Origin of the sequence: Kistimonas scapharcae (assembly GCF_039540975.1) — a bacterium.
Classification (GTDB): domain Bacteria; phylum Pseudomonadota; class Gammaproteobacteria; order Pseudomonadales; family Endozoicomonadaceae; genus Kistimonas; species Kistimonas scapharcae.
Map to the genome: position 1 here is coordinate 1 of NZ_BAABFL010000479.1, position 18066 is coordinate 18066.

The 18066-nt window shown below is 52.3% G+C and carries 16 protein-coding genes; 7 read left to right on the forward strand and 9 right to left on the reverse strand.

The annotated features are described in order from the left end of the window. Positions 1 to 71 precede the first annotated feature (71 nt). Positions 72 to 224 carry an IS1/IS1595 family N-terminal zinc-binding domain-containing protein gene (locus tag ABD892_RS27190; protein WP_425559367.1) on the reverse strand — a complete coding sequence of 51 codons (153 nt, stop codon included), beginning with the start codon at positions 222 to 224 and terminating at the stop codon, positions 72 to 74. Between the two features lie 145 nt (positions 225 to 369). Then, a complete protein-coding gene (locus tag ABD892_RS25970; RefSeq protein WP_345199262.1) occupies positions 370 to 1731 on the reverse strand; it encodes an FAD-dependent oxidoreductase in 1362 nt (453 codons plus the stop codon). Positions 1732 to 2019: 288 nt separating this feature from the next. On the opposite strand from ABD892_RS25970, the gene ABD892_RS25975 reads away from it, so the two are divergent. Next, a complete protein-coding gene (locus tag ABD892_RS25975; RefSeq protein ID WP_345199264.1) occupies positions 2020 to 2985 on the forward strand; it encodes a zinc transporter ZntB in 966 nt (321 codons plus the stop codon). A 65-nt stretch (positions 2986 to 3050) separates the two neighbouring features. Here the strand turns inward: ABD892_RS25975 and ABD892_RS25980 are convergent, their stop codons facing one another. Continuing rightward, positions 3051 to 4463, reverse strand: coding sequence for a Na+/H+ antiporter NhaC family protein (locus ABD892_RS25980; RefSeq protein WP_345199265.1), 1413 nt, complete (start codon positions 4461 to 4463; stop codon positions 3051 to 3053). Positions 4464 to 4782: 319 nt separating this feature from the next. On the opposite strand from ABD892_RS25980, the gene ABD892_RS25985 reads away from it, so the two are divergent. From ABD892_RS25985 to glnG, 3 genes are all read left to right on the forward strand, one after another. Next, complete coding sequence (locus ABD892_RS25985; protein WP_345199266.1) at positions 4783 to 5349, forward strand: DUF4124 domain-containing protein; 567 nt, start codon at positions 4783 to 4785, stop codon at positions 5347 to 5349. Positions 5350 to 5534: 185 nt separating this feature from the next. Further along, positions 5535 to 6656 (forward strand): nitrogen regulation protein NR(II), encoded by a 1122-nt coding sequence (gene glnL / locus ABD892_RS25990; protein WP_345199267.1) that lies wholly within the window; start codon positions 5535 to 5537, stop codon positions 6654 to 6656. Further along, a complete protein-coding gene (glnG, locus tag ABD892_RS25995) occupies positions 6653 to 8098 on the forward strand; it encodes a nitrogen regulation protein NR(I) (RefSeq protein WP_345199268.1) in 1446 nt (481 codons plus the stop codon). The genes glnL and glnG overlap by 4 nt, the downstream gene beginning before the upstream one ends. A gap of 72 nt (positions 8099 to 8170) precedes the next feature. Here glnG and ABD892_RS26000 read toward each other — a convergent pair whose 3' ends face one another. Further along, positions 8171 to 9940: a DEAD/DEAH box helicase gene (locus ABD892_RS26000; RefSeq protein ID WP_345199269.1), complete on the reverse strand. Its 1770-nt coding sequence runs from the start codon at positions 9938 to 9940 to the stop codon at positions 8171 to 8173. A gap of 451 nt (positions 9941 to 10391) precedes the next feature. Between ABD892_RS26000 and ABD892_RS26005 the strand changes: the two genes are divergently transcribed. Further along, positions 10392 to 11195: a hypothetical protein gene (locus ABD892_RS26005; protein WP_345199270.1), complete on the forward strand. Its 804-nt coding sequence runs from the start codon at positions 10392 to 10394 to the stop codon at positions 11193 to 11195. 90 nt (positions 11196 to 11285) lie between these two features. Next, positions 11286 to 11993, forward strand: a complete 708-nt coding sequence (locus ABD892_RS26010) for a fimbrial biogenesis chaperone (protein WP_345199271.1) — start codon at positions 11286 to 11288, stop codon at positions 11991 to 11993. Positions 11994 to 12036: 43 nt separating this feature from the next. Here ABD892_RS26010 and ABD892_RS26015 read toward each other — a convergent pair whose 3' ends face one another. The 3 genes from ABD892_RS26015 to ABD892_RS26025 form a co-directional block, all read right to left on the reverse strand. Continuing rightward, on the reverse strand, positions 12037 to 12657 hold the full coding sequence (locus tag ABD892_RS26015) for a LysE/ArgO family amino acid transporter (protein WP_345199272.1): 621 nt from the start codon (positions 12655 to 12657) through the stop codon (positions 12037 to 12039). Between the two features lie 142 nt (positions 12658 to 12799). Next, positions 12800 to 14248, reverse strand: coding sequence for an NAD-dependent succinate-semialdehyde dehydrogenase (locus tag ABD892_RS26020; protein ID WP_345199274.1), 1449 nt, complete (start codon positions 14246 to 14248; stop codon positions 12800 to 12802). 542 nt (positions 14249 to 14790) lie between these two features. Continuing rightward, positions 14791 to 15372 carry a hypothetical protein gene (locus ABD892_RS26025; protein ID WP_345199275.1) on the reverse strand — a complete coding sequence of 194 codons (582 nt, stop codon included), beginning with the start codon at positions 15370 to 15372 and terminating at the stop codon, positions 14791 to 14793. Between the two features lie 540 nt (positions 15373 to 15912). On the opposite strand from ABD892_RS26025, the gene ABD892_RS26030 reads away from it, so the two are divergent. Next, the gene (locus ABD892_RS26030; RefSeq protein WP_345199276.1) at positions 15913 to 16467 is read left to right on the forward strand and encodes a L,D-transpeptidase; all 555 of its coding nucleotides are present in this window, start codon (positions 15913 to 15915) and stop codon (positions 16465 to 16467) included. 68 nt (positions 16468 to 16535) lie between these two features. On the opposite strand, the gene ABD892_RS26035 is transcribed toward ABD892_RS26030, so the two are convergent. Both ABD892_RS26035 and ABD892_RS26040 read right to left on the reverse strand, forming a co-directional pair. After that, positions 16536 to 17309, reverse strand: coding sequence for a hypothetical protein (locus ABD892_RS26035; RefSeq protein WP_345199278.1), 774 nt, complete (start codon positions 17307 to 17309; stop codon positions 16536 to 16538). Positions 17310 to 17404: 95 nt separating this feature from the next. Continuing rightward, a complete protein-coding gene (locus tag ABD892_RS26040; RefSeq protein WP_345199279.1) occupies positions 17405 to 17959 on the reverse strand; it encodes a YaeQ family protein in 555 nt (184 codons plus the stop codon). Positions 17960 to 18066 lie beyond the last annotated feature (107 nt).

The window sequence follows — 18066 nt, forward strand, 5'->3', positions numbered from 1 at the left end:
TTGCCTGAAGAGCACAGGGGACGCTCTCTTCATTCAATTTAGCCTTACTTCTTCAGATCGTTAAGCGGGAGTTAAGGTTTTTTAGCGTTATGGATGAAATCGAGCTGAAAGCTGCGTTTGCAGTGTCGGCAGAGATAGCGTTGTAGTCCGGAGTCGGCTTTACCGTTTTTCACAACACCATCAATGCTTCTACAGTGGGGGCATACAACGTCAATGACAACCATAATCCAAAATGCGTAGCATAACCATGATCGGCGGCTGTTATATATACGTAATCAACGGATTTGATTCATCACATGTTCCTGACATCTGCAGCATCAAATTGCAGATGCCAGGCAGCCATTGACTGCTCATCAGCCGTCGTTCACGTTAGCCCCATAATTTTTGCCCAAGCACCTTCACCAAAATTCCCGGTGTCAGCAGCACAAGCGGACTTTTCAAATAGGTAAAGACTTCAATAAACCGCTGATGCGCTACCCTGTCCCTGCCCGCCAGTTTCATGAGAGCCTTGATGTAACCATTGGTCATGCCAAGACATGGTGGGCGTTTACCCCGGGTTTCCGGATAGATGAAATCAGGGCAGGCAGCCAGATGCCAGGGCACAGCTTTTCCCTTGGCGATCACTTTTTGCAACTTCAGCATACTGACCGCTGACAGGTCATTAATGTGCTGTGCCAACACCGCTGTAAGGACCTGTACATCTTTCAATACTGCGGTGATACCCTGACCGTAAATCGGATTAAAACTGCATACGGCATCACCAATTACCACAAAATGGCCGGGCCATTGTTTCATGCGGTCATAACGCCGCCATAGACTACCCGGGCACTGGTAACTGCAGGGCTCGCCTACCGGTATGGCCTGCTTCAGCACCTTATAAATATCCGGTTGCGGTAACGATTGGGCAAAGTCAAGATAACCGTCCATCGCCATGGGAGCCACTTCCCCATTGCCCCCTATCAGAGTAGCCATCCATTCATTTCCTCCAATGGGATAGATCAGCCCGCCCCGCCGGTCATAAGGAGGTTCTGCATAAATGGACAAAACCTTCCAATCGAGTGCCGCTGCCACATGAGCAGGTAAATTGAAACGTCGAGTGGTGTAGGCAATCCGGACACTGACTTCATCCTCTTTAACACGCCCAATAGCGGCGTCCTGCAACCATCGGGGGGTGTGGGTCCCCCGCCCACTGGCATCAATCACCAGCTCGGCTGTCAGGGTATGGGTTATATCACTCTCTTCATCACCTGGACTCCTGTAACAGACACCAGCAACGTGGTGTGCTTGTTCCAACATTAACAGGCCTGTGACTTTGGCCGGACTGAGCATCCGTATTGTATCGACAGACAGCACATCCTGGCGCAGCTGCCGTTCAAACACAGACCGATGGCACCACCCCATGTCGATACCGGAATGAAACCGGGTCTTCCAAACACCGAACTGGAACCACTTCAACTCACTGGCTGTATCTGCCGGAACAATCCCATAAGCGTTCAGATCAAGCGTCGGTGCATCAAGCAACTGTTTTAACAGATCAAGGCCACTCGGCAATAAGACATGGGCATGCCCTCCATGCCCAACCCCTTTATGGAGACCGTTGTCGTCGTTGAGCCTGTCCTTTTCCAGCAAGATCACTTCATCAAAAAACGGCGCTACCGCTTTAGCCGCCATCAGTCCCGCCACACTGCCGCCAATCACCACTGCCCGTTGCATACTGTCTGTCTCAACCAAGCAATAAAGAAATTCCCCTGAATACCTGTGATCCGTTGCACATAGTCCAACAGTCTTGGACAGTCGTCGCCGGAACAGTCTAAAAGTAGCCAACCTCAGATGATTGCAACATCTGCAGCTTGTCTGATGAAAATCGAATCAACCTGCCCGTCATTGTCTTTTTACGCCTGACCTGCATCCCTGTCTGATCTTTCAGCAATGTTGGCTACTCTTAGCCACAGCCTGCCGATGATTACAGGCATCTAACATCCGGATTGCCAGTCATTGCCTGAAAAAGAAAGGTAAGCCATGTCACACTGTTTTCTTTATGGTTTTATTCTGGATCGACCATCCAATGATCAACCTCTGACATCGGATCAAATCGATCACTGGCATACTGACGATGGCCTGCTTTGGGTGCATCTGAACTATACGACCCGGGAAGCTCAAGACTGGATCAATAACAGTAACCTGCCCGATAGTGCAAAATCATTATTGCTCACCAGCCATGCTCATACCGGCGCACACCAGACCCGGGAAGGCCTGCTCCTGTCCCTGTATGCGATCAATCTGAAAGCAAGCCCGAAAGAAGAGGATATGACGCCGGTCCGCGGCTACTTTAGCCCGCACAGGATTGTCACCGTTTCCAACCAGACGACTGCCGCCATCAGCAGTCTTGCGAACCATATTCAAGAGGGATTCGGCCCCGAGAACACAGGGAGTTTTATCACCACACTCTGTGACCGCCTGGCCAATCACAAAATCACCCTGATAGACCTGTTGGATGACCGTGTGACAGACCTTGAGGAAAGAGTACTGACGGAGCATGACCCGGCACTGCGCAATGATATTGCGGTGATCCGTCGACAAGCTGTCTATATCCGGCGTTATGTTGCCCCGCAGCGCGATGCCTTGATCAAACTGATAACAATAGAAACACCGCTGCTCAGCCGGGCAGACCGCCAGAAATTGCACGACATCAAGGACAAACTTACCCATGTCATCAATGATCTGGATGCCATCCGTGAACGCGCCAATGTCACCCAGGAAGAGTTGATGATCCTGCAATCGGATGCATTGAACCAACGCGTCTACTTTCTCTCGTTGGTCACAACGATTTTCCTGCCTTTGACGTTTCTGACGGGGCTGCTTGGCGTTAATCTTGCCGGCATTCCCGGTTCCCAGGATGAGCGCGCCTTCTTTATTTTCTGCTCCATGCTCGTCCTGTTATTTGTTTTACAGCTCATGTACTTCTATCGTCGGAAATGGTTATGACTCCGGTCACTATTGGTATTGGTCGCCTGTTTCATCCTGTATAAACCTGATAATCCGGACAAATATCACACGATGAACCCAAGAACACCAAAACCCAGCAGAGACAAACCGCCAGCAAGCAGCGCATAGGGTAACTGGGTACGTACATGATCAATGTGATCAGTCGCTGCGGCCATTGAAGCAACAATTGTGGTGTCACTGATCGGCGAGGCGTGGTCACCAAACACGCCACCCGATAAAACTGCCGCTATAAACGGCGCCAGGGGCGCCGACACAGCCTGGGCCAGCGGCACAGCGATGGGCATCATAATTGCGAACGTGCCCCAGCTTGAGCCGACCGAAAACCCGATCATCGCAGAAAACAGAAACATCAGCGGCAGTAACAGTGTCAATGGAAAATCATGCCCCATTTTTCCCGCAACGTACTGCCCCGTCTGCAATGCCTGGGTGGCATTCCCCAGTGCCAGCGCCAAAAGCAGGATGAGTGCCAAAGGCATCATGCCCGAAGCCCCTTTTATGAACACATTAGTCAGTTCGGTGAGCGATAATTGTCGGTTAAGTAATGCCAACAGACAGGCGAATAGGACGGCAGCCAGTGCTGCAGACAACACACTGGCAGAACCTGAACCTTTCAGGAAATCCCCCTGCCCGGTGATCCACAGTCCCAGCGGCATCGCCACCAGCATGACGGATACTGGCAACAGCATACTGATAGCACGGGGCTTCACGCTGGCTTTTTCCTCAAAGGTAAACAGGGATTGATCGATCAGCGGTATCCTGCCCGGTGACAGTACGCGTCCCCCCGCCGCTCTCTGCTCTGCCGCTTTCATTGCCCCCATATTCCAGTCAAACCGTATCACCCCAGCCGCAAGGATTAACGAAAAGATCGCATACAGATTGAGCGGTATGGCATATAACAGGGTGGTAAGGGGATCAGCGACCCCCATATTGCCCAACAGAACCAGGTTGAATGCTCCCCAGCCATTAAGAGGAATCAGCATGCATACCGGCGCGGAGGTCGCATCAATGATGTAGGCCAGTTTTTCCCGCGACAAGCGAAAACGATCAAACAGGGGGCGTGAAACAATACCAGCAACCAGTATCGTTAAATTCGCTTCAATAAAAATGACGATACCGATAAACCAGGCCAACCATTGTGCTCGCCTGCGATTATTTGCCCAGCGTTTTCTTTCCAGCCAATTGATAAAACCGCGCACGCCCCCTGAGGCTTCCAGGATGGCAATTAACCCGCCAATGACAAACGTATAGAAAATAACACGTGTATCATCCGGGGATTGAAAGACCTGTATGAGTGCATCAAGACTGTTTGCCAAGCCGTTAAACAGGGCACCGTCCAACAGGATCGTGTGGCCAAACCAGATACCTGCGATCAGGGAGAGATACACCTGCCGGCTTGTGATCGCCAGGGTAATAGACAAGAGTGGCGGCAATACGGAACTCACGCCCAGATCAGCCATATTTCTCTATCCTGAATTTATGCGGTAAGAAATATAGTGGATCTTGTTAGCGAACGACTGAGTAAATCTTATTCTGCAGACAGGGCCTTCATTTTAACGAAGTCATAGTTTCTAACCATCGTATTGAGTAAAGTGCCCCCCCTCATTTAATAACCCGTGCAAAGTCACAGAAAAGCGAAAAAACCACTAATAATCCTCCGTATTATTATGTTTGAAAGATTAAGAGCAGACCCACGGCATAAGTCGCCAATAAGATGGAGAACTCTCAGTAGAGTCGTTATGATGTGGTGAGATAACAATCAAAAACAAGGGCTATCCCATGCGCTCACTCAGGCAGGCATTGCTGGCCGTCACACTGCTTTCATTATTCGTGTCACCACTGACATCAGCCAACTCGGAAATTTATCGTGTCGTTGAAAAAGATGGCTCTGTCGTTTACACCGATGACCCGGCCCCTGATGCAGATGCCGAAGCCGTTGAGCTTAAACCGATACAGATTGTCCCCACCCTGACTCCTGCTCAATCCCTATCAACCAACAAGGAAGAACCAGCACCACCAAAGTACGCAGAGTTAACCATCACGACACCGGAAGAAAAGGAAAACCTGCGCAACCCTACAGAAATCACCGTAAAAACTAACCTCAGCCCCGAACTGCTTAACGGACACTATATCCGCCTCATGCAGAATGGTAGAGAGGTCGGCCTCAGCAAGAACGGCACCTTCATCATCAAGGAACCCTACCGGGGTGAACATACCCTGACAGCGCAAGTCATCGACCAGCGTAAAAAGGTATTACTGAGCAGTACTCCGCGCACCATTTATGTTTACCGTCACTCAGCCCTGTTCAACCCCCAGCCCACGCCGCCCATTGCACCCGCACCCTGACGCCGGGCCAGACATTAAACATAACACCCAACCGAAACGCACCTTATTGGTGCATTTTGGCTTGTATGTCAAAATGGCATGCCCTAAAAAGTATCACACCGGCATACAACACAGACACCAGGCGGGTAGTGCACAATAGAATCCCGGTACTGGTTTGCTTCTTGCATTAACCGGGGGAGTGCAACATGCAATCGGATTATCCACAAGAATTAATACTGCCCATGTACCAGACATTACTGGAAAACCTCACCACTGCCGTACTGGCCTTTGATGCAGGATTGCAGCTCCAGTATATGAATACGGCTGCAGAAACCCTGATCGAAGCCAGTGACCGGCAACTACATGGCCTGCATATTGACGAGTTGTTCCGTGAAGAGCCGCCGTCCACCGAGCATCTTCAGCAGGCCCTGAACAACGCCACCAGTTACACCAAGCGGGAAGCCAAACTTCAGCTCCCCAACGGTAGCGGCCTGACCGCGGATTACATGGTCACGCCAGTGACCGAAAATGGCCATACAACACTACTGATGGAACTCCAACCACGGGACCGGCTGCTGCGTATCACCCGCGAAGAAACCATCAAGACCCGCCAGGAAACGGCCAAGATCCTCGTGCGGGGCCTGGCTCATGAAATCAAGAATCCGTTAGGTGGCATTCGCGGTGCCGCCCAGCTGCTCGCCCGGGAGTTGCCGGATGAATCCCTGAAAGACTATACCAACGTCATCATTGAAGAAGCTGATCGTCTGCGCAACCTGGTCGACCGCATGCTGGGGCCGATCAAACCGCCCCAGCTGGCCGAAGTGAATATCCACGAGGTGCTGGAACGGGTCTGCAGCCTGATTGATGCGGAAACCGGCGGCCACATGACCCTCACCCGCAACTATGACCCCAGTATTCCCCCTATCGCCGCCGATGCAGAGCAGCTGATTCAGGCCACCCTGAACATCGTGCGTAACGCCATGCAGGCCATCAGCCAGCACATGCCCCTCAGTGACGGCAACATTACACTGAAAACCCGGATCATGCGGCAGTTCACCATTGGCAATGTCCGTCACCGGCTTATTTGCCGCCTAGATATTATCGACAACGGCCCCGGCATTCCCGCCGACATGGTGGAAAACATGTTTTACCCCATGATCAGCGGCCGGGCTGACGGCACTGGCCTGGGACTCAGTATCGCCCAATCCATTATCACCCGGCACAGCGGCGTGATTACCTGTGAAAGCGAACCCGGGAAAACCGTATTCTCCCTGTTCATCCCCTTTGAGCAGCCAGACAGACAAACAGATGCAGGAGCAGCACCATGAGCACAACCGGTAACGTCTGGATCATAGACGACGATCGTTCGATACGGTGGGTGCTTGAGCGCGCCATGGCCCAGGAAGGGATACAGACCAGCAGTTTCGAAACCGCCGATGCAGCTCTGGCCGCCATTGCGAGCAAGCAGCCTGACGTCATCATCAGCGATGTCCGTATGCCCGGCACAGGAGGCCTTGACCTGCTCAAGCTGATCAAGGAAGAGCACCCTGCCCTGCCGGTCATCATCATGACGGCCCATTCGGATCTGGATAGCGCGGTTGCCTCCTACCAGGGCGGTGCCTTTGAATACCTGCCCAAACCGTTTGATGTCGATGAAGCGGTCACATTGATCAAACGTGCACAGTCTCATGTCCGTGAACAGGCGATTCAGTACCAGGGGCTGGAGCGAGCGGCGACGCCGGAAATCATTGGTGAAGCGCCAGCCATGCAGGAAGTGTTTCGCGCCATCGGCCGTCTGTCACAGTCCAATATCACGGTATTGATTAACGGCGAATCGGGCACTGGTAAGGAACTGGTTGCCCATGCCCTGCATCGCCACAGCCCGCGCGCGGCCAACCCTTTTATTGCCCTGAACATGGCGGCCATTCCCAAGGACCTGATTGAATCTGAGCTTTTCGGTCATGAAAAAGGGGCTTTTACCGGCGCCAACCAGATGCGTCGTGGCCGGTTTGAACAGGCTAATGGCGGCACCCTGTTTCTGGATGAAATCGGCGACATGCCCGCTGAAACCCAGACCCGGCTCTTGCGGGTCCTGGCCGATGGGGAGTTCTACCGGGTAGGCGGCCATACGCCAGTGCAGGTGGATGTCCGGATTATCGCGGCCACCCACCAGAACCTGGAAAAACTGGTGGCCGCCGGTTCCTTCCGGGAAGATTTGTTTCATCGATTGAACGTGATCCGGGTGCATCTGCCACGCCTCGGCGACCGGCGTGAAGACATCCCTCTGCTGACCCGCCACTTCCTGGACCGGGCAGCCAGTGAACTGAGCGTCGAACCCAAGTTGCTCCGCCCTGAAACGGAAGCCTACATGAGCAGCCTAGACTGGCCGGGCAATGTCCGGCAACTGGAAAACACCTGTCGCTGGATTACGGTGATGGCCTCCAGCCGGGAAGTGCATGTCTCCGACCTACCACCGGAACTGCTGGACCAACAGCGGTCATCTACAATGGGTAATAACTGGGAACAGGCATTACGCAACTGGGCTGACCAGCAGCTCACCCGTGGCGAAAGCGGCCTGCTGGATCGTGCCATACCCGCGTTCGAGCGCATCATGATTGAAACAGCACTGAAACACACCTGTGGCAGACGCCGTGATGCTGCCCTCCTGCTGGGCTGGGGACGCAATACCCTGACCCGTAAAATCAAGGAACTCGGCATGAATGACGAGGAAGCTATTGATCAGGAAGAAGCGCTCGAGGAAGCCGTGTAAACAGGAGTAACAAAAAAACGGGCAGATAAAAAAACCGCTATTGAATCAATCAATAGCGGTTTTTTTCAGGCCTTATTCAGTCCTGGCTGCTGGACGACGCTGGTGACCACCGTCACGGCCACCTTCACGACGACGGTTGCCGCCCTGGCCTCCACGACGCGGTGGACGTTGCTCGCCACCACCGGGAACCTGCTCCATTTTCAGAGGACGGCCACAGACCCGTACCTTCTGCAGGTGCTGCAGGACTTCACCCGGAATGCCTTCAGGCAGATCCACGGTGCTGTAATTATCAAACAGCTTGATGTGACCGATATAGCGGTTGTCGATCTCTGCTTCGTTGGCAATAGCACCAACGATATTACCCGGCATGACACCGTGTTCACGACCAACATCCAGGCGATAACGCTGCATGTTCACATTGGCAAATTCCCGGGAACGGCGCTCACCACGATCGCCGCGGTCACGACGATCACGGCCACCTTCACGGTCATCACGCTGACGGGGTTCACGGGTACGTACCGGTTCTTCCTTCAGCTGCAGAGGGCGGTCTTTTTGTGCCAGAAACAGCAGGGCAGCCGCCAGGTCAACGGTGTCGACTTCAGTCTGGTGACGCATATCGGTCACAACACCCTTGAAGAAATCCAGCTGTTCGCTGTCGAGGGCTTCCTGAACCTGCTGCAGCATCTTGGACACACGGCGCTCTGCCACCAGCTCACGGGTCGGCAGGGTCAGCTGTTGGATGGTCTGGCGGGTCGCGCGCTCAATGGAACGCAGCATGCGGCGCTCGCGGTTTGCGACGAACAGGATTGCCTTACCCTTACGGCCGGCACGCCCGGTACGGCCGATACGATGGACGTAAGCTTCAGTATCGTAAGGAATATCGTAGTTAATGACGTGGCTGATCCGCTCAACGTCGAGGCCTCGAGCGGCCACATCCGTAGCGACAACGATATCCAGCTTACCTTCACGCAGTTTCTCAACGGTACGCTCACGCAAAGCCTGGGTCATGTCACCGTGCAGCGGGGCACTGGCGTAACCACGGGCTTCCAGCTTTTCCGCCAGCTCGACACTGGAGGTCTTGGTGCGCACGAAAATGATCAGGCCGTCGCTTTCTTCCGTTTCCAGGATACGGGTTAGTGCGTCCAGTTTGTGCAGCCCGCTGACCAGCCAGTAAGACTGCTCAATCGTGTCGACTGTCGTCGTCTTGGCCTTGATGCGGACTTCACGGGGATTTTTCAGGTGACGATGCGCGACCTTACGGATCACTTCCGGCATAGTGGCGGAAAACAGCGCGATCTGGCGCTCTTCCGGCGTGTGTTCAAGAATCCATTCGATATCATCGATGAAGCCCATCTTCAGCATTTCATCGGCTTCATCCAGCACCAGGGCTTTCAGTGTATCCAGATTCAGGGTGCCACGACGGATATGATCCATCACCCGGCCTGGCGTACCGACAACAATCTGGGCGCCACGCTGCAATTGGCGCAGCTGCTGGCCCATGCTCTGGCCACCGTAAATAGGCAGCACATGGAACCCTTTCAAATGACGGGCGTAAGACTGAAACGCCTCAGAAACCTGGATCGCCAGTTCACGGGTTGGCGCCAGCACCAACAGCTGGGTTGCCTTGCTGGACAGATCAATATTGTTAAGCAGCGGCAGCGCGAATGCGGCAGTCTTACCGGTACCGGTCTGAGCCTGGCCCAGCAGGTCACAGCCATCCAGCAGCAGCGGGATGCTTTCTGCCTGGATCGGGGAGGGAGTTTCATAACCCAGTTCCTGCAAAGACTGCAGGATAGGCTCGGACAGTCCGAGTTCCCGGAACTGAGGAATGTTTTCTGACATGATAAATGCGCCTTTCTGGTCAATATAAGGTTTCCCTCACCGAAGGTGACGCAAACCTTAGCTGCACATGATAGTTAAGAATTCATGGCAAATGTGTTGGCGAGGTCGAATGCCTGACCCCGTCTGGATATACCCTGCTGCAGAGGCAACCTATATCCAGACAGACTCCGGATTCGTCACTCGAAAAGACCGGGGTGTTGCTACCGCAGTACGATAAAGCGACGAATTGTAACGGATTCCCGATCACGTTGATACTGGGATTCCCGCAGGTGACGCGGGATGAATACCTGTTTTCGCCAGAAAACTGGCGCCTTCTGCGGCTTTATTTCAGAAGCAAAGATAAACGCCCCCCCTTATCAGATATGGGCGCTTAAACATCATTTAACACAGGATTTAGAGCCTTTCCACCGACCTATACTGAAAACAGAAATCAGTGAAGGCCAGTCGTAACATGGATGTTCGAGTAGTCGGGCTTCACCACTCGCACCGGGGTATGCCGGTTGCAGCGTGTGCGCCCAGTCAACAGCAGTTCCGCCCAGATGGTGTCGTCAGCCGCTTTTTATTAGCGCTGTTTCTGGCATCTGTCGCCAGCAATATCTCTCTGTCTCAGGCAGCCAGTCAGGGACCCGTGGGTAAAACCTCCAGTGGTAGCTTTACCATCACTCTGGTGATCCCCCCCCGACTAACGGTAGAGACATTTGCCGTTGCTCCGGATTCAACCGAACCAGAAACAGAGCAAACTACCGCAGTGGATGCAGTCGCTACCAGCAGCAGTTCATCAGTCACCGTAAAAACGGCCAAACAGGTATTATCCAATATCCAGGCGATACAGGCGGCAGAGTCCCGTGCACAGGCCACAGACACGGCATCCGCCCCATCCAGTAATACAACAGAACCGGAAGCGTTGCCTGAAGCCCCCGCAGAGATCATTCCTACCAATACCCTTCAGCAAAAACTGTGCATACAGGGGAACGGTATGTCTCACTACTCCCTTCAGGCTAGCGGCAGCCGGAATGACAGCCGCATGGTCTTGAGTTCCGACGGAGGGAGTGAAGTGCCCTACCAGGTGGTGTTAAACGATCAATCCAGCACATCCCCCATCAATCTTCAAACACCCAAAACCATGCCGCTCAGCAATCAAAGCGACTGTAGTACATCACCTGTCGTTTCTATCAACTTGAGCAACTCCGCCAGGAACAACCTGCAGGATAGCCGCTATTATGGCGCTGCCCAGGTCACAGTAGCCGCAGAGTAATCCGGCAGCAGGATTTGCGCTGGATTCCTGTACAACGGCTACTTACAATCGCAGTATTACTGCTCCCGCTTTCTGGACAAAGCCAATACTATGCGAAGGATTATCACCTCCCTGCTGGTCACCCTGTTGTCGGTAACAGCACCGTCGCTGCACGCCAGTATGTCCCTGGATAAAATGATTGTTTACTTTGAGCCCGGCCAACCGCCACGGCAGGACATCATGGTGACCAACCCTGATCCGGAAAACCTCTATCTTCAGACCGAGGTCTACAAGGTGGTCAACCCGGGACAGGAGAATGAGGAACGCATCCGTATTACCGATCCGGACAAACTGAAGCTGCTTGCTACCCCGCAGAAAGCCATCATTCCACCCAATGGCCGTAAAACGGTACGACTGGTTAGCCTGGAAACCCCCAATGCAAAGGAAGAGGTTTACCGGGTCACTTTCCGACCGGTGGTGGGAGATATTCAGGCAACACAAACCGCTATCAAACTGCTGATCGCCTACCAGGCACTGGTTTTTATTCGCCCTGCCAATCCGAAGTATGACGTGGTCGCCGAGTGGAAAGGCAACAAGATTGTCTTCACCAACCAGGGCAATATGAACGCCGTACTGAGAAACGGGAAATTCTGCACCAGCAAAAAAGACGACAGCTGCACACCTCTGTCGGAAGGCACCCGCCTTTATGCCGGACAGAGCTGGACGCTGGAATTGCCCAATGCCAAGGGTTATGTACGTTATGGCCTGTTTGACGGCCAGTTTGAGAAAACCAAAATATTCTCACCAGGAAAAAGCTGACACCTGCTCCTCCTGCCATGGTCCTGCTGTACCAATGGCAGGACTATGTCATCAACGCCTGCCTTGCCATTGACGCTGCAACAATCACAAGAATCAACGCGGTAATACGATTAATCCACAGCCATGCGGTTCGGGATGACAGCAAATGGGAAAGACGCAGGGCTCCATAGCCAAAACTAAAAAACCAGACCCAGGACGACAGGACACAGCCTACCGTAAAGGCAAGGCGCTGTTCATCCGGATACTGGGCGGCCATGGAACCAATCAGCACCACCACTTCAACAAGCGCCTGGGGATTGATGAAATACAGCCCCATCAACACCAATAGTGTCTTACGAAGACTTCGGCTGCCTTTACCGCTCAGAATCAATTGTTCTGGCTCGGGATCACTGCGCAAGACCAACCAGGCATACCAAAGCAGAAAGGCGACACCAGCCCAGAGTGCACTTTTGAGCAACCAGTCCACCCGGGAGATCAGCAACCCCAAGCCAGCCGCCCCTAAAACGATCAAGAGCGTATCAGCCAATGCACAGAAGAAGACCGTTGCCAGCAGATGTTGTCGCAATACTCCCTGCCGCAGTACAAACGCATTAATCGCACCAATGGCAGCAATCATTCCGGCATTGACGACAAAGCCACGGGCAAATGGTACCAGCAGTTCCATGACCTCTCCCTATGGTGGCACTAAACGCATAGTGTGTACTTTACAAGGCTGAACAGTATGACGGGTACATGACGAAGTGCAATGAAGCGGCTTTACACCGCCCCACTCAGTAAACGAAAACATTGAACCATGAGTATTGCGATTACAAACCACCCAACAGGGTGTATTTGATTTCCTGGTATTCATCAAGGCCGTATTTCGAACCTTCCCGACCAATACCGGATTCCTTATAACCGCCAAAAGGGGCGACCTCCGTAGACAGGATGCCCTCATTCACAGCAACCATACCATACTCCAGCGCTTCAGCCACCCTGAACACCCTGCCCAGATCGCGGGCATAGAAATAAGCTGCCAAGCCGTATTCAGTATCGTTCGCCATCGCAATAACGTCATCTTCATTACTGAAGCGGAACACCGGTGCCACAGGCCCGAAAACTTCTTCCCGGAAACACATCATATCCGTATTGGCTTCAGCAATAACGGTGGGCTCATAGAAGGTTCCTCCCAGACTGTGACGTTGGCCACCAACCAGTAACCGTCCCCCTTTCTCTACGGCATCAGCAACATGCTGTTCAACCTTTTTTACAGCAGCGTCATTGATCAATGGTCCCTGCTGGCTCCCATCCGTCACCCCTGAGGCGACTTTCAGTTGTTCAACCTGCCCCGCCAGCTTACCAACGAACACTTCATAAATGCTGTCATGGACAAATACCCGATTGGTACACACACAGGTTTGTCCAGAGTTGCGGAATTTAGAAGCCATCAGTCCCTCAACAGCGCGATCAACATCCGCATCCTCAAAAACAATAAACGGCGCATTCCCCCCCAGCTCCATGGAAACTTTTTTCACCGTATCCACGCACTGTTTCATCAATAACTTGCCAATACCGGTTGAACCTGTAAACGACATTTTTCTTACAAGAGGGCTGGCGCAGAGAGCCTGACCAACCTCTGCAGGACGCGCGGTTGTTACCACATTCAACACCCCAGCCGGCACACCGGCGCGTTCTGCCAGTTCTGCCAGCGCCAAGGCACACAGCGGTGTCGCTTCTGCGGGTTTGATAACAATCGAACAACCCGCTGCCAGAGCCGGTGCAGCTTTCCGCGTTATCATGGCAATCGGAAAATTCCAGGGGGTAATGGCTGCCACGACGCCGACAGGCTCACGGGTCACCAGCACTTTGCGCCCCGGCAAGTGTTCGGGTACCACATCGCCATACGCTCGTTTGCCTTCCTCAGCAAACCACTCGACGAACGATGCACCATAAAGTACCTCGCCCCGGGATTCTGCAAGCGGCTTGCCCTGTTCACTGGTCATCAATAGTGCAAGGTCTTCCTGGTGCTCAATGATCAGTTCATACCAGCGGCGCAGAATCGCGCTTCGAGCCTTGGCCGTTTGTTGTTTCCAGAGTTTCTGTGCGCGTTCCGCTGCCTGAATTGCCAGGACTGTCTCAGCCGTCCCCAGATCGGGAACATTAGCCAGTAATGCTCCATCCGCCGGATTAGTAACGGCCAATGTAGTTTGGCCAGCCACCCAATCGCCATCAATATACGCTTGGGAGCGTAAAAGATTCTGATCATTTAATTGCATGCTACACCCGCGTAATTCTTATAACACCCAAAAAAAGACGACATCTGGATGTCATCCATTCAAATGTAAAATATATCAAACACAGAGAGATATTTAACCGCAATGCAGACCTACACTGCAATGGCATCCTGAAACAAGTCGGATGCATCAGGGTAGTAGACCGCGGTCTCGTAGGAAAAAGCTTACAAGTGAAAGGGGAGGTTTCCGGTTTTTCCCACCACCGGTTGTTATTAATCTGTAATCACAAGGATGTACCCCGGCGCAAGGATGCGCCACCAAGGATGGCTCAACGTACTCACTCCCTCCTCTTTCAACAGAAGTGATTGCCTCCCAGCCTCCGCCCCCACGGTTCTCTGCGATGCATCACTTCACATCGTTTACGGACAGCCTTCAGCCGGCAACATCAGCGTCTGATCTGCCAATACCGGCAAGAGCGAATACCCCGGACGTACCCAGGGCTTGCTGACACCCTGCTTTTTCAGCAAAGCAGCCAGCGATCCAGCCGCTTCACGACTGCTGAATCCTTTGCTGATCAGAACCTGCTAGGTTTGCCCTTTCACCATCGTCGCAATGATCTCGGTTTCAACAGGCTGCAAACGGGCGGCAAGCGCTTTAAGGCCATCAATTCTCTGTGACGCGGAAAACTGCAGATAGAACTGATCGGCACTGTAGGCAGGCTGACAGTCTGGAGAGGTGTCAGGAATATCAGCAGCCGGCGCACTCATCATCTCGGAGGCTGCCAAGGTGGATGACTCAACCGGTGACGGTATGCTTGAAGGTTCTGAGGGAGGTTCCATAGTCGGCGTATCTGCAGCCTCTGCGGGGATATTTTGCACCCATTCTGGCTCTGGTGGTGTCGGCTCCACCTCTACGACTGGTGCAGGTTCATTTGTGAATGCCTGCGTAATCTCTGAATCCTCATCATCCATGGCAACCTGTTCTGAAACGTCTGCAATATCGTCGACACTCGCAGACTCTGAAGCAGGCACGTCATCAACCCCGGAAGCCTGTTCATCCACAGACGCCAGCCCCCCTGTCTGGGAAACATTATCAGCCACTATGATTTCCGCCGGTGCCGGATCATCAATCACAACAAACGTCTGCTGCAGGTCATTCCGCTCCATTCGAGCAGTTCCACTACAGTTCCAGACATTCGAATTAATTTCCCCTGAACAGCTGAACCCGGATTCAACTACCTCAAGCTTCTCTTTCGCACAACCGGACAACCCGATAAGAGTCGCTATACCAACAACAGGTAATAATCCATTCCATGCCTTATTGTGACGCATTTTTGGCCTTTGCCTTCCATGTCACCCTGTATAACTTCAGTCTAATCCGATAGTTGACACATGTTAAGTTATTCGCCTTTTAAGCCCCCAGCCAAAAGGCCTGATAGCCCACTACAAAACAGGATAACCTTCTGTTTTGACTATATTTACTAATAATACTGCCAACAAAATACTGCGTTAAAAAAACGGCTTTATAATCGGGAACGAGCACTCTCAAGTAAGCAGCATGCCTTGGCAGTATGTGGATACAAAAGCAATATCCGTAAATAGCGTTTCACTGACAGGGAAGTTGTCGTCATGTTGTGCTGTAAGCAGTATACGGTTTCTATATGCCTTCTATGGTGTTTTTGGGTCGTAACACCACCTTCCTTCGCCATGGATAGCGAGCCTGAATTCTATTGTTCTCAGGATAAACCCTGTGGCAATGCGGCAAACACCTATCGATCACTGGCAAACAGTCCTGCGGTGAAATACCTGGATCTTAAACCGCAGGAATTTACTGAAGATATTCTTCTCAGTTTTCCACCACAAATTCCCTCCATTCGACAAGACATCTTTGTCTACAGCCCACGCATTAATGTCTGGGCAGCCTATAGCAGTGCCGGACAACTGGTAGGTATGGGTCGTGCTTCTGGCGGTCAGGACTGGTGTGCAGATACAAATAGCCATTGCCGTACCCCGGATGGCGCATTTCGCATTTATCGCAAAGGGACATCCAAGTGTTATTCCAATACTTATCCCATCGGTGAAGGCGGTGCTCCCATGCCCTATTGCATGTTTTTCAGACAAGGTTATGCCATTCATGGCTCTGATCACGTACCCAACCGCCCTGCCAGTCACGGCTGCATCAGGGTAAGGGTGGATGCGGCAAAATGGTTACATCAGGAGTTTATTGATTACGGCAGTACGGTGGTTGTTCTTCCTTACTGACAGCATAACCAGTGCCAGCTAATAGGCAGTGCTTATGCTGACAAACAGTCATTTGTATCAATACCAACTTACTGTGATATCCAGTTAATTTCCCTAGCCGTTTCCGGGCCTATCCTGACCTTTTTCAGACTTCGCGGGATGTCACTTTCATCGGCATTCTTGGGAATACGCCCTCCCATCAATTCGGCATAACGCTGTGGATACAGCGGCGTACGCTCAGGCTCGGCATAACCATGAGGATGAATGGGTTGACCGTTGGAAAAATCATACTTGTCACTTGCGCCGACGGTATGCAGCATTTCATGGGCAATAACAACCTGGTTACTGCCTTTATATTGCCAATCACCATACGCATTAATTAAACCAATCAATCCTTTTTGCATACCCGCAGAATGAGCCAGTCGTGGCATGGTTTCAGGGTCATGGTAGAGCACAAAGAGTCGTATATTCGTAATGGCGTCAGACTTCGTCTGCTTCATTCTCCAGGCCCAGTAGCGGAACCTAAGGGACCAGATAATGGCATCCAACTTGCCAGCATTAGCCGGAGGGGAATCTGGAATCTCTTTCAACTGCCGTCCTAAATTCACTTCTATGGGCTGATTCAGCGGCAGGTCATAGGCCGCCCCCTGCTCGGCGATAAAACTCTCAAGGCTGTCAAAATCATCCACGGATAAACGATCAATATACTCCTGCACCTTGTTATTACCGGCAGCGTTGATGGGATAGATGGTCACCCACAAAGGATCATTCCAGTCAGTAGTCCTGATCATGGTCTGCCACGTATTCAGCCCGATAAAAAAGAGCACAAGCAACAAGAGAAAAACGCGGATGGCTTTAAACATTATGGGTTCACATTCCTGTGGTTATCCTGCCTTGCATACCGGTAATGGAAGCACAACGGGGAACGTTTCGCACGCCTCGTGAACCCCGGATCAGCTCACGACATCACCCCACTGATCAGCCATTGCTGCGGCTCAACCGTAATATGCTGCCTGCCGTTGCTGATGGAAATTGCCCCATCCTGAATCATGCACTGTAGTTGCATGGTTCTCTCAGCCATGCCTGCCAGCTCATCAGTCGCAGACTCCGGCAGGTTAATAACTGTCAGGTTCTCAAACCGGGTCAACTTGTTGCGTATCTGTTGCCACCAGATATCCGCAGTGCGTCCACCATAACTGTAAATCCAGACAGACGCCGCTCGCCCACATGCCTTACGAATACGCTTTTCATCCGGCAGACCAAGATCAATCCACACTTCGACTTCATCACTGAGCGACTTCTGCCATAAATCCGGCTCTGAGTCAGTACTCAGCCCTTTGGTAAAACTCAGAGATTCACTGGCATGACAGGCATAGGCCAGCAGCCTGATCATCATCCGCTCATCCGTTTCAGACGGGTGTCGGGCAATTGTCAGGCTGTGATTCTGATAGTAATTGCGGTCAAGGTCCGCAATATTGAGTGTTGCTTTGAAAATCGTGGCTTTAAGCGCCATAACGTGCCCATCATAGAATGACCAATATCGCCACTGATTGTACGCGCTTTCGATCCAAACCGGGATAACAAGATCAACTGAAAAATCAATGAGTTACCCATTTAAAA